12 protein-coding genes and 1 pseudogene are annotated in these 12,665 nt (G+C 55.2%); 3 read left to right on the top strand and 10 right to left on the bottom strand.

The window, feature by feature from the left end; genetic code table 11:
• The first annotated feature begins 592 nt into the window (after nucleotides 1-592).
• Nucleotides 593-1,588, top strand: coding sequence for a hypothetical protein (locus ACODR6_RS21005; protein WP_489024207.1), 996 nt, complete (start codon nucleotides 593-595; stop codon nucleotides 1,586-1,588).
• A gap of 195 nt (nucleotides 1,589-1,783) precedes the next feature.
• On the top strand, nucleotides 1,784-2,182 hold the full coding sequence (locus ACODR6_RS21000; RefSeq protein ID WP_489024219.1) for a helix-turn-helix domain-containing protein: 399 nt from the start codon (nucleotides 1,784-1,786) through the stop codon (nucleotides 2,180-2,182).
• Between the two features lie 227 nt (nucleotides 2,183-2,409).
• Here ACODR6_RS21000 and ACODR6_RS20995 read toward each other — a convergent pair whose 3' ends face one another.
• The 8 genes and pseudogenes from ACODR6_RS20995 to ACODR6_RS20960 all read right to left on the bottom strand — a co-directional run bounded on the left by ACODR6_RS20995 (nucleotide 2,410) and on the right by ACODR6_RS20960 (nucleotide 10,237).
• Nucleotides 2,410-3,318, bottom strand: coding sequence for a hypothetical protein (locus ACODR6_RS20995; protein ID WP_489024221.1), 909 nt, complete (start codon nucleotides 3,316-3,318; stop codon nucleotides 2,410-2,412).
• A 52-nt stretch (nucleotides 3,319-3,370) separates the two neighbouring features.
• Nucleotides 3,371-3,436 (bottom strand): annotated as a pseudogene (locus ACODR6_RS20990) (hypothetical protein); the annotation flags it as partial.
• Nucleotides 3,437-3,486: 50 nt separating this feature from the next.
• Complete coding sequence (locus ACODR6_RS20985) at nucleotides 3,487-4,386, bottom strand: hypothetical protein (protein ID WP_489024206.1); 900 nt, start codon at nucleotides 4,384-4,386, stop codon at nucleotides 3,487-3,489.
• Complete coding sequence (locus tag ACODR6_RS20980; RefSeq protein WP_489024204.1) at nucleotides 4,386-5,210, bottom strand: hypothetical protein; 825 nt, start codon at nucleotides 5,208-5,210, stop codon at nucleotides 4,386-4,388. Before ACODR6_RS20980 ends, ACODR6_RS20985 begins: the two co-directional genes overlap by 1 nt.
• The gene (locus ACODR6_RS20975; protein ID WP_489024202.1) at nucleotides 5,203-6,054 is read right to left on the bottom strand and encodes a metallophosphoesterase; all 852 of its coding nucleotides are present in this window, start codon (nucleotides 6,052-6,054) and stop codon (nucleotides 5,203-5,205) included. The genes ACODR6_RS20980 and ACODR6_RS20975 overlap by 8 nt, the downstream gene beginning before the upstream one ends.
• Nucleotides 6,051-8,015 (bottom strand): AAA family ATPase, encoded by a 1,965-nt coding sequence (locus tag ACODR6_RS20970; RefSeq protein WP_489024200.1) that lies wholly within the window; start codon nucleotides 8,013-8,015, stop codon nucleotides 6,051-6,053. The genes ACODR6_RS20975 and ACODR6_RS20970 overlap by 4 nt, the downstream gene beginning before the upstream one ends.
• A 57-nt stretch (nucleotides 8,016-8,072) precedes the next feature.
• Nucleotides 8,073-8,495, bottom strand: a complete 423-nt coding sequence (locus ACODR6_RS20965) for a hypothetical protein (protein ID WP_489024198.1) — start codon at nucleotides 8,493-8,495, stop codon at nucleotides 8,073-8,075.
• Between the two features lie 350 nt (nucleotides 8,496-8,845).
• Nucleotides 8,846-10,237, bottom strand: coding sequence for a hypothetical protein (locus ACODR6_RS20960; protein ID WP_489024196.1), 1,392 nt, complete (start codon nucleotides 10,235-10,237; stop codon nucleotides 8,846-8,848).
• A 304-nt stretch (nucleotides 10,238-10,541) separates the two neighbouring features.
• Between ACODR6_RS20960 and ACODR6_RS20955 the strand changes: the two genes are divergently transcribed.
• Entirely contained in the window at nucleotides 10,542-10,799 is a 258-nt protein-coding gene (locus ACODR6_RS20955; protein ID WP_489024195.1) for a hypothetical protein, read from the top strand.
• Between the two features lie 152 nt (nucleotides 10,800-10,951).
• Here ACODR6_RS20955 and ACODR6_RS20950 read toward each other — a convergent pair whose 3' ends face one another.
• Complete coding sequence (locus ACODR6_RS20950; RefSeq protein WP_489024194.1) at nucleotides 10,952-11,473, bottom strand: hypothetical protein; 522 nt, start codon at nucleotides 11,471-11,473, stop codon at nucleotides 10,952-10,954.
• 12 nt (nucleotides 11,474-11,485) lie between these two features.
• Entirely contained in the window at nucleotides 11,486-11,983 is a 498-nt protein-coding gene (locus ACODR6_RS20945) for a hypothetical protein (protein WP_489024192.1), read from the bottom strand.
• Nucleotides 11,984-12,665: the final 682 nt, after the last annotated feature.

Below are 12,665 nucleotides of genomic sequence, written 5' to 3'. Positions count from 1 at the left end.
GAGACGATTCCGGCTTCGTGTGCGAACGCGATTGACTTCTTCAACACCCTGCTAGTAGCGCAAGGTGACCAAAATCGAGCCAGGAAAGACGCTTTTTGAACTGGTCAAAGTCCGTGATATAGCCTCCACTGATTTGTCGCTCCGAGGCGCACGAAGCGACCATAGCGACATCGATCCGCCCTTCTCGTGCAGCGTCGACTAGGGCTTGGACCGCATCACTTTCAGGGCGCCGATCTTCTATTGCGATAAGGCAATTGGTATCTAGAGTGAACTTGGTCATCAATGCGCCTTCGGTTGTTCGCGCAGCTTAAAGCAATCTTTTCAAGACAAGCAATGAAGGCAAGATCAGTTATCCGCGTTATGCCGCACGATACTCCTGCGAGCGATGCCGTTGAGCGAAGATCGATTTGACCATGCCCATGAGAAACCCGAAAGCCTGACCAGAACTAGCGATCTTAGGTTTCGGCCGAAGCGTTTCCCCGTGATATAAACTCGGCGCAAAACTCGATTCCCTAGATAGCCTGTTGCTCGCATCAGGTATCTACGCGGCCATGAGTATCGTATCAGAAACAAAAGCTTACCAGGAAAAACAATGCGACGTTTAACTGCTATTGAAAACAAACCCGATGTCGCGTCAGCAATTAGCACGTGGGCCCGCGCCTTCCGCACACTTGGCACCCAGGTCGCCTTGGGAGCCAGGCCGGTGTGGTGGGTCCAGGAAATTGGCGTTTGGATAAAGTCCGCGGGACATGTTGGCCCGAAAGGTCGCTATTGGAATGCCCTGGGCAACGATGTTTTGGCCGCTAGCAACGGAAAGGGGATCGTCCAGGTCAACCCGCCGGTCTCGGGAATATCCAATCTCCAGAACCAGGGCGTCGTGGCCAGGGACGACGAAGGACGCGTGTGGATTTTACATCGAGGGCGACTCAACGTCGATAACACCAGGGGCATGCTGGATGAGTACCTAGCTGATGCAGCGGCTCTAGGAGTTGAGGTAGTAGACGTTAGCTTTTCGAACGGTCAAATCGTTCCTTGTTACGCGGTCACCGCAATTGCACAGCCTATGGACATGGTCCTATCGACGAAAAAGTTCGTTGACCTTTGCCATGTCGTCCGAACCCGCGCCGACCACGGAGATGACGCAGCGAATGTTCAGCGGGCCGCGCTAAGTTTTGAAGAGCCTTCTGGCGACTATTGGATACCGGGACACGGACCGATCAAAGCCGAACGCATCCACCATGATGTGTTTCAAGCATTGAAAGCCGAACTGGACCTTCGCGCAATAAGGCATTCGAACGCTAGAATTGGATCTCTTGGCCCCGATCTATACACGACCAGCGAAGACCTGCCCGCTCTCTTCGAGATCAAGACGGCAAATGGAGCAGACGATATCCTAAAGGCAGTAGGACAGCTTTACGTTTACGAGAAGCTTGTTGGAACCGAGGCCCGTAAAATCATGGTTTTGCCTGCCGGTGTACTGGAGCAGAACCGCAAACTTATCCAATCGCTGGACATCGAGATCGTTGAGTATCGGCGTGTAGAGAAGGCGATCGTGATTGACTGGCCAAGTCTCTTTTTCGTTGAATGAAAAGGCGACCAGATTAGCTCAACTCGGAGCTATTACGTATCGCCCTCAAGGGTCTCGTTTGACAAGCATGTTCCATTCCCGTTCCCCTTGCACATCTGGCAGTGGAAAACGTCACCAGCCGCTCGACAACGCATAGTTACAACGCTATGCAACAATATCCGGTCAATCGAGGTGAAGTAAGTGCCACGTAATCCAATGCCCAAAAGTGAGATTGACGCGGAGGTGGGAGCGAGGATCAGGGCTCGCCGGAAGCTCATGGGTCTGTCGCAAGGTTCTTTGGCACAGCAACTAGGCATCACCTTCCAGCAGGTTCAGAAATACGAGAAGGGGACTAACCGCGTTGGTTCCAGTAGAATACAACATATCGCACAGATCTTGGGAGTTACGCCTGCCGCGCTCTTTGGAGAAGGAGATGGTAATGTCCTTGCAAAGGTTTCCGAGATCGATGAAATCGAACGTCACGTGGGATCCGCGCAGGGAGCTGCACTCAACAGGGCGTTTGTAAGGATCTCAGATGCGAGAACGCGAAAGGCAATAATCAAGCTGGTGAAAACCATCGCTCTCGAGCCCCAATCTGACGATCATGATGACTAGGCTTTTAGCCCCGATCCAATCTTCGCAACCCGGAACTTACTGAGCCCCTCTAGCAACTCTGAACTTCCATTGCCCTATCGGCAAAATCGGCGATGCACAATCGCCTGACCGATGGTTCGAGAAATACGCTATCCTCGCGTCGGTCGCGCGTCCACTTGGCAACCCTATTTTTGAGGCAAATCGCCTTAAAACCTGACAAGAACGTATCAGGTTACTGGGTGGCATCATCACTTGCCTTCAAGCGTCTTCAGCTTTGCCAAGAAGTCCGGCTCGACGATTATTCGGCGAGCGAACGTGCCAGCTCCGAAATCCGGATTTGCAGACTCCTTCACCCGGTTAGTCGTAATCCGTGACAGGAGTTGCTCGCGATACTCGTCGCATGAAACCAATTCCGTCATCTTTCCGTCAGCAAGCTTAGGGTTCAGAGAAAGAGCGTATGCTTCGTCGGGATCGCGAAGCGTGACAAACTTCAATGGGGAATCGTCTGGGTGAAAGGCGAGGAAGTCTTGGCCACACCTCTCCAGCTTCTTTCCTTTGTCGTATGAGCATTGGGACGCTTCACCGGCCTGAGCGTATTCTACCCTACCGTCTCGGCTGGCCGTTTCATCGAGGACATAATGGATTTGCGCCCCACCCTGGGTGACTACATAAAAGTTTGCAAAACAAGCGTCGGTCGCTTGTGCGACCAGCGGCGCTATACCCTGCTCAGTGAACTTCTTATTGAACTCGGAAAGTTCCCTCTCCGCGCGGTCTAGCTGCTGGTTGATCTCGGCTACGGTCATGCTCGTCACTATCCCCGCCATGGGATAGTCGTCATCGGCAAGTGCGATTAGAGGCGAAGCAAAAACTAATGCCGTGCAAAGCAGAATCGTTCTCATAATAACCCCGGCCATGAATCCTGATCGGATCATATTTCCGATTAGCAACCGTGCAATACTCAATTTTAAGTTTGTGCCGATCTTGCTTAGGTCTTTGACGACGGCAATTCGCCGCACGCGGGGTTCAATCCTCCCCATCTGGAATGAAAACCTCATCTCGAACAGACACAAGCGGGCCGTCCGGCCTACCGAAATGTCTTGCCACAAGACGCCGAACATTGCCCCCAATTTTGCGCGGCACCAGAATAAGCTCTGCATCTAATGCCGCACACATCGCATTAAGGGTCGCAAGCTTCGGGTTCGCCATTCCTGACTCGATCTTAGATACCCTAGCTCGGCTCACGCCTGATAGGTCTGCCACCTTCGCTCTGGTCATGCCCTTGGCTTCTCGAAGCATTTTGAGCGAAACTACATCCAACCCGAAAATCACGACTTGTCCTCCTGTTTTTTGAGGCTGCTACCGATCTGCTTCTTCTCAAATCGCCGCCGAACTTCGACGTCAGGAGGAAAATAGGATGCGAGCCGTCCATCGCGGATCCGCCGCCGCACCTCGAATTCAATGTCCCCGTTGCCAGGCTTGTCACCAAGAATCACGGCCGCCTGCTTGGGCGACAGGGCAATCTCTCTCGGTAGTGGAATACCGAGTTGGCATGCGATCTCACCGATTTGGTCGCCTTCTTCAAGCATCAGCAACTCGCTAGCATCGGTGGAAGCGAGAAAGCCCTTGGACCAACTCCAGAGAATATCATTCTCGGTGATCGGTCCGACGTGATTGAAGTCGCCAACCAAGTAGTAATCCGGACGTGGGATCACGCGGTCTAGGCCTCGCAAGGTCTTGAGGCTCGCTTCTGTGTACTCGAAGCCGTCAAGTTCATGTGATTCGAGCGTGGGTCCCTCCTCCATGACTTCTATCGCGGATACGACAACGTCGAGGGCTCGTCTTAGCACGGCATGTACAACATAATAAGTTTGGTGGGCATCACTAGCCCCGTGTGCCTTGGCTTCCAAAGCGATGGACGGAAGCGCATCTAGCTCCTGGGCGATTGCCGCGCGAATGCCTGCAAGCCCTCTCGCAGCCTTATCGCGCTTGCTCGCGCGTAGCCGAGGGCGCATCCGCGTTTCCAGTTCCAGGACGCTATGGGCGAGAGCCTCTTCGCTCGGGGGATCGATAGCGTTCTCCTTAGCCATCTCAAGGACACGGTACATTGGCACTTTCAGGATCAACCCTGCGGTCGACAGATTTACGCGTGCTGTACTCCACAAACGGAGCACCTCCAGCCTTCCTTCGGAAGTGCTAACATCGATGTTGAACGGGTAGCTTGCCATCATTCCTCCTTGTCTTCAGCCAGCGTCTCGCCGCCCATCGCCTCGTTTGGCGCGATTGCCGTTCCAGGTTTTTTACCCGAGGCAGCCAGCTCGGCCTCAGCGAGATAGGGCAGTTCGATGGCCAAGGATTTTGCCTTGTTGATTGCTTCCTCCCCACTGATCCCAAGCCGCTGGATAGCGCATGAAAGGCTGGGAACGCGCAGCGACCATCCTTTAAGCATCGTCCTTTGATAGTCGGGATGGCCAATTTCGAACCGATCTCGATTGCCAGTGCGATACGCCTCGACTGCTTTCAGGATGCAACAAACTGCGTCCTCGTCTGACCTGTATCCCGCGCCAAAACCGCTCTCGTTTGGCCAATCCTCGGCGTGCCACCACTTAGCTGCCTTGGTTCCAGCAGCGTTGCCGCCAACCTCGAAGCGCCAGTGCGATTCACGCGCTCGGAAATAAAAGTATTCGCCATCAACGTGCCCATCTCCCTGGACGGAGCAGTAACCAGCTAGATCATGCAGCTTGAAGGCGTGCACACTATCCAGGTGTTTCCGTGTCTCCGAGCTTAGTTGGAGGCGCTGCAAGTTGATGTGCCCGTCGATCTCTGGTTCGAACTTCATGTCGCACCCGCTTGCGCGAAGCGCTTCGAGTAGTCGATAAAACTTCGCGCCCTGGGTCGGACGCCAGCTGTCACGGTTCCGAACGAAGCCCTCGCGGTGGGCAACGAGATCGAAATCTTCGCGTTGCCGTAGGGAGGCACCAACAAACACGACTGTGAACGTCGGCGAGCCGTAATCCCACTCCGTCCGAAGATAGACGACCGCCTTATTCATCTCGCCCGCCCCCGTCGTCACTTTCGTCCACTGTCGTCTCGACCACGAAACCCGGCCGGAACCCGGCACTACCCCGTTCCCCAACATACCCACGTGGATTGCAGATGACCCTGGTCTCGTGCTCCGTGTAATCCACGAAGCGATGGATGTGTCCGTGGATCCAAAAATGAGGGCGACCGGCACGAATGATCTCGGACAGGTCCGAGGCGAAGGCAGCATTAGAAATGTGTCCCTCAAAGCGTGGATCGAGAGATCGCGGCGAAATTGCGTGATGCGTCAAGACCATCGTGGTGCCCTTGAAAGGCTTTTCAAGTTCCCCCTCGATAAAGCCTCGGCTCTCCCAATGGCGCGACATCATCTCGCCAGGCGAGATCAAGCCACTGCCGTCTCCCAATCGCCCTTCCGATCCCCTGATCAGCCGGAAGTCCATCAGGTAGCGCATGCTTTCCCGGGCTGCCTGGTCTCGCCTTGCGAGGATGGGCAGGTGGCCAAAGTCATGCGCCTCAATCTCGAAGTCGGTCCAGAGCGTGCAGCCGATCACGCGCAAGCCGGTGGTGAGATATGTCTGGTTTTCCAGGATGTGTACGTTAGTGCCAGACGTCCACTTACGGGCATACGCCAACGCATCATCGACCGACGAGCCGTAGTAATCGTGGTTCCCCAGCGTCGCGACCACAGGCATATGCGGAGAGATTTCGGCGTGGAGGAAGTCGATTGCACGCTCGATGTTCCCAGCGATGTCCCCGGCACAGATGCAAATGTCGGCGCCGGGGACAGAAAGCCGCCTTGCGTGCAACAAGTCGATCGTCATGGAATGGATATCGCTGATGATCCAAGCTTTCATCGCTCGACCCTCCCAGCACGTCGGCTAGACTTCGATGCGACGCCAGCGTCGTGCCTTGGCGACGGCTTCCCAGGAGGGAAGCGCTCCCTAACATCCAACTTGATTTCGTTGAATCGAGAGGGAGCGACCGAGCCAACGGCCTCGAGCTCGTTAGCCAAGGCGATGAGGAGTGACCGCTGGACGGATACAATGTCGAACGCACGTGCAAGCTCGCTGCGCAGGATTTCCTCGACGCTGTCGACGAGCCGAGGCAAGCCGTGGGCCTCAGAGGCTTCCCAAGCCGAGCCTTCACCAAAGTGCGACAATCGTGAGCCCATGCCGATACGGGTTTCCATTCGCACGGCAAGGTCAGTAGCAAGTGCGAGGTCGCTCGTCGGTCCGATCCCGCATCCATCCACGTGGCTTCCGAAGATCACCCTTTCGGCGGCGATACCTGCCATCAGCAAGCAGATATCGTCCCTATACTGTTGCGCATTGCGGACCCGCAGCGTGGGAAACTCAAAGATTGCCCCACCTGCTGACTGGACCGGGAAACGTGGATTGAGTTGTTTCACGACCCGAACACCAAGGAAGCGCCCTAGCCCCAGTTCATTTCCCACGATCGCGTGGCCGGCCTCGTGGACGGCGATCGCGTGCCGGTAATCGCCAGTGATTGGTAGCAGATCTGGAAGTTGCGACGTTAGGTCAGACAAGACCAGCTGTCGCTCCTCGCGTCTCGCTTGCTTTTTTGCATCTCGGACCATGAGTGCCAAATCAGCGCCCGACATTGCCTCGGTCATCGGACCGAGTTTGTCAAGGTCGCTCAATTGCTGCCCCAGCATCTGCTCGACGATCGCAACGCGTTCCGCGGCGCTGGGCATGCCAATGACGCAGTGTCGGTCAAGCCGGCCGGGGCGGCGGATAGCTGCATCCACCTTCTCCGGATAATTCGTGGCGCCAATGACAACCAAGCCATCCCGCCTTGCTGAGCCGTCCAGCGCCTCTAGCAGTCCATTTACGACCTGGATCGAATATGAAGCGTATTCCCCGGTGAAGGTACTCCGGTCGCCAATCGAATCCAGCTCATCGAGGAATAGGATGCTGGGTGCCTTGTCGACTGCCGTCGCAAAGTCAGCACGCATCGCCTTCAGGAGATCGCCCAGATGGCCAGTTGCTTGCCATTGCGCGACCGACGTCGCGACAAAATTTACGCCGCAAGTCTCTGCCAACGCCTTCGCAAAAATGGTCTTCCCTACGCCGGGCGGCCCGCTGAGCAGCAACCCGCGATCGATTTCGGACCACTTCAACAGCCCTGCCTTCCAGGCCGCTAAGTCCTTCGCGAGCTGCAACCCCCAATCCTTGGCGGCCCCATACCCGTGCAATTCCTCCAAGCGAAGGCTTCTTTCGGCTAGTGGCTTCGCGTTGCCAGATACCGGCGATACCGCGGCGAGCCTTCGAATGGCATTCGCGGCGGTGCTGTTTTTCTTAAGGGCAGCAAACATCAAGTCTCTTGGAAAAGCCAATAGTTGGCGGGCTTGCTTCAAGGTCACCCTTAGACGCAAGACCTCGGCACATGCCTCTCGCAAATCTCCGCCATTGATAGGTTCGATTTCGATGAAGTCGTCGACGGCCACCGATACCAACGCAGGTAGGTGACGCGTCTCGGACAAGACGACTGCGCGTTTTTGTCGAGCGCACTTCTCGCTGAATTCCGCCTTAACCTTTTCCGGTTTGTCCGACGAAGCGACGCAAATGTAGCCCAGGTCGTCCCACCGATCCCTCTCCACGCCCTCGAAGAGGAATGCGATTGCGCAAGTCTTGAAATCAGCTGCCGCTGATCCCGGCGGAACAACTAGACAGACGGTTCCTAGACCGCCCTCCCCAAAATCCTTGCAGTGTTCGAGTGCTCGCTCGAAAGTTCTATAGAGCGCGTAATGCTTGACCGACGAGCGGACCTTTTCATTCTTGGTGGAAATAGGCATGGTTCATCCTTCACTGCGGTTGGCAGCGTCAAAAACTCGGTGAAATGTCGTTGAACTCTAGTCGCGCTGTCGGCGGATTATTGTTTCCGGCCCGATCAATCGATCATCGATATCCATGATGATGAATCGCTGCAGGAACATGGACGCCAGTCCAGCTACTGGCTTCGTCTCGCGAAAGGCCAAGAGGGCCTCGGCAACAGTCAGGGATGATTGCTCGTCCAGAGCCGCCAACAGCTTAATGCGATCGGACAGGGGTGCCTCGTGCCTCGCGTAACGCAAGAGGTCCTTGGCATTCTTGAGGCGGATGCGCGGAAGCTCTGATCCATCGATTAACTCATACCCAAGCCCGGCTTCGAGAGCCTTGCCTTGCACCCAATTGGGCAGCGGATCCTCCCGGGCAGCATCGATGGCAACTTTCCGACTACCCCTCATCGCGACGAAATCAGGACGATGGGAATGTTGCCCATCGGACAACGCCATGGACATGCAGGACCAAGATGACACGGTATCATCGACGTCTAGAAGGCACGCAATGTCACGGGCCAACTGGTCCCTGAAAAGGACAGGGCCAACACATCGGACGGTGCTGAGTGGGTAGAAAACTTGTACAGGATTTGATTGCGCTAAGAAGCGCGAGTGAGAGATGCTCATCATGAACCCTCGAATGAACGCAGTGACGTAATCCCATTGCAGGGTGGTGTCAGCGAACTATTCGTATGAGTGTGCGAGCAAATTTTTCCATGCGCGAACAGATATAGAACATTTTTTAGTCTGTCAACGGGGCGAATATTTTTGCCCGAGAGCCCAAGTAACTTGCCGATGGCAAACGATCAGGACTTGGACAATATCGAAAGCTTTGGTGCACCGAAAATCAGCCGGACGAGAAACGCAAACAGTCCAAGCGTAGCGATGCAGAGGCCCGTAAGGATCGCTATCTGCATCTCGCTAGACAGCGTCTCCCAAAGTGTTGGGCTGATGCGAAGATTATTGCGAGTGAGTGTCTTGGCCGAGCCAGAGTATCGCAGATGCCCATCGTTCGTGATCGAAGCCTTCAGCGACCCGAGGCCGAACAAGAAGTCAGAGGGTGCCACGGCGACCGAAGAGCCTCCTATGGTTAGGCTTTTGACATTGGCGCCCGCAATGAAGGCATCCAAGACGCCTTCGGCCGATGACTGCCGGAGGCCTTCACCGGTCAGGTCATTCGCGATCAGGAAGCCTCCGCTGCCTTCCGCTACAAGCCGCCCGGCGTTCTCCATGAAGTTGGGGGACCGGGTCGAGCGCTTGAGCTTTACCATTAAGCCAACTAGGCTCGCGTGATCCTTGGACGAAACCTCACCCTGCCCGAATAGAAGACGCGTTGGTAGTGCCGTGCAATTTGTCGAGGTGGCTTCTGTCGAAGGTTCGCCGGGTGACACTATCAGTTCCTTGGCACCTTGGTCCGTCTCGATCTTCAGGACCGCACTCTTCTTGACAATCTCTTTGCCTTTGGTGTCGAACGGTACAATGGCGACATAGAACTCAAACTCGCTGTCTTCAACGATGAGCATGCCGTTGCCATGGACCGATTGTTGTATTTCGATTTTATCAGGTGAGCTCGGCCTTGAGATGCTGAACTGGGTTACACGCCAGTTGACGAAGTTCGCGTGGCCTTGGAATGAACCAGGGTACAGCCTCCAGTCAAGAATGCCAAAGTCCGTGGCAAATTCCAGCTCTCTAATGTCTTCGATAACGACCGACTCAGCTTTGCCAACACCCGATTTCGGATCCCTTGGATCCCAACACGCACCGTACAAGGATAGCGATGCGTCGAAACTGTACCCGGGGACCGTCGATTTTACCCCCACCCTAAAAATCGGATCTTGCGCCCTCCAATCGAGCGAGCCGAATTGCGAGAGATGCCGCACGAACGTGAATGGCCGATCGGCATCATTCTTCTCTTCATTCCTCCCTAGCTTATGATCGCTCGAGAAGATGAAGCCATGTGTCTCGTCGGCCAACTCGATGTCGATTTCCTGCGTCAATGGCTGAAAGAAGCTTCGGACGCCAAAATACGAGCCGATTAGCAGGCAGAGTGAGGCGCAGACAGTCACAGATCCCGTCACCAACTTCCGTTGATCGACGTTTTCACCGAGCAAGAGTGCAACCTGCTCACCGCAAACCACAGTTCCGACGAACACGAGACCCAAGATCAAGGCGGCGGCGCTGTCAACGAAGAGCGCCAAGACAACCCCACCAAATGTGACTTCCGATGCGCATAAAATTGTGCTTGGTAGCCGGTCGCGAGCAGTAACGTTGCTGCCACCAAAAGCAGGGCATCGGTAAGGACTGCAGCAGCACCTTTGCTAGAGATCATGTATTTGGCTCCAGGGCGATGCGGTGCGAATCTCTGCATAGGATATCGCCGTTTGGTTGCGTGTCCACGCGGCGAGGACTTGAGCTCAATGAAAGACTTCGTGACTTGCAACAATTCTTGCGGCCGGTCGCCACATCGGCTCATACTTAAATGTCCCATTGAGACCAGACGTCATGAAATACCTATCGCCCAATGGCCAACCTATAGTCGGCACGGCAGAAACCCTCCGCGCCACCGCATGGATTTCCGATATTGACCCACATACCGGTACGCCAATTTACCGGGGCGATACTGAGGTTTTCTGGGACAGCCAGGAGACACTGACGCGAGACGGCAAGGCACTGTTTATTTGCGAGGACGGCAACGAATGGACGTTCGACCAGCTGAAGCCCCTTGAGCCAAGCAACGAGCCCTGCTCCTTTTTGCCTTGAGCACGGAGGGCGCCGCTTATCGGGAGCAGCGCCCTCCTCCAAGCCCGAGAGGTCAGGGACCTCTGAGCTGGAATGGCAGGAAGCATGAAGCACGCAAAAGGGCAAGACCGCTGGCGCGATATCGTCGGTTGGCTCCACCCAAAACTGCTGTCCTAGTCGAACCTAGACAGCATCGCTCTTATCGCCCGGTTCTCTGCGCCCAGCTTTTGTCGCAGAAGCACTTTCAACCAATCGTTCTCCGTCTCGAGCGCCTGGAGATCCGCGTCGGCAATCGACAGCTTGTTACCTGGTTTCGACCTGCGTTTGACACCGGAGGCGTTTGAAGGCGCCTTCGTTCGTAACGGCGCCTTGCTTGGTCTGGATATCGCATTAGCATCAGGCGAATGACCAAGAACGGAAGGAATCTTGGATTCTTCTCGCTGGATCTCCGTGGGAAGCTCAATCTCAGCGGCGCTGGAGGCCTTGGGGATCTCGGGCGTCGGCGAAGGGTTTAGTATCGACGATGCATCTTGTTCCAGATCATTAAGTGGCGCGAATAGGTGCGCTGCGTCAGCCGCTGCCTCACGAGCCAGCGCCCGCAAGTCTGCATCACCCCAGATAGATTTCGGGGATGCCACCGAGCGGCGCCGAGCGTTCTTGTGCTCGACGATGAAGGGGCGCTTTTGTAATCGCATTGCAATCCTAACTTAACTGCGGTCGTACCTTGCCAGCAGTATCTTAATCTGTTCATTCTGCAGCCGAAGCTTCGCGATAAGCTGCCGTTTCGTCGCCTGGATTTCGCGATCCAAGTTTAAGAGCTCTTCACCTTGGCCAATAGCACCATCATCTTGCAAGGTGTCAGTCTTCGCGGGCGACAATGCAGTGGGCGTCATCGTCTGGCGGCTGGAGCGTGGCTTGCCGGTCGTCGGTTTTCGCCGCGTCTTCGCCACCGGTTCGATATTCACCGCTTCCAAGTGACGAGCAGCAGCGGGATCAGTCGACTCATTTCGCAGATCCGAAGAATGCGTAGCGACCTGCTTGTTCTCTGAGCCGAATGGTTCAACATTTAGTAGCCCGTGTTCTGGGGTAGCAGGCTTGCCCATCCCTTCGCCATCTACCGGCGGTACAGCTTCATTATCTCGTCTTGCCTCTTGAGGCTTAGTCCTCACTGGCTCACTAGATACGCCGACGGGATCCGGCGACATTGCGGCATCGTCGACCGACCGTCGCGAACTCCGTAACCGCGACAACAGACTCCACGGCGTCTTCATCCGTCGCTCCCATCGGCTGAAAAGTTTGGTTAGGCAGTTTGTTCTTTATCGTACACATACGATTGTCAACATGCTTGCCTGCTATATTGCGCAATTGCGCAAACGTGCATTGCCTGATTAGGTTATGCATGCCGCGCTTCGGGGGCGAGCGTTCAGTTGGCTCTCTATACCGCTCGCCAGACCTTACGAACCTTCTATCACGGCAAATCAGGTTATCTGGATTTTCCGGATAAATGGTCGATTACTTCGGTCCATCTCTCAGCGCTCTGGAAGTGGCCACTGGATACGCAGTTGTTATGGTAATGAACGGCGTATTGCAAACGGAGTGCGTCAAGCGCCTGCTCCCCGCCCATTCGAAAGTTTCCGTAAGCGATACAAACTATGCGGGTGGACAATTCACCTGCGTCGAGGCTGGGTATCGTCACTCTGCACCAGTGGATGATTTCTGGTCGGATGCTTTCCAAATACTGAACACCAGGGTTTGGCTTACCTACGTATGAGTCAGCCGACCGCATTCCTTCATATTCAATCGGGAAGAGCGGCAAGGTGTCCAGCAAATTCCTGATCGCGGCCTTCTGATTCTGTAACAGATCATGCAACTCTATCATAAACCAGT

This window comes from Rhizobium sp. FG96 (assembly GCF_057808655.1).
This window is presented reverse-complemented; position numbering and strand designations above follow the sequence as displayed.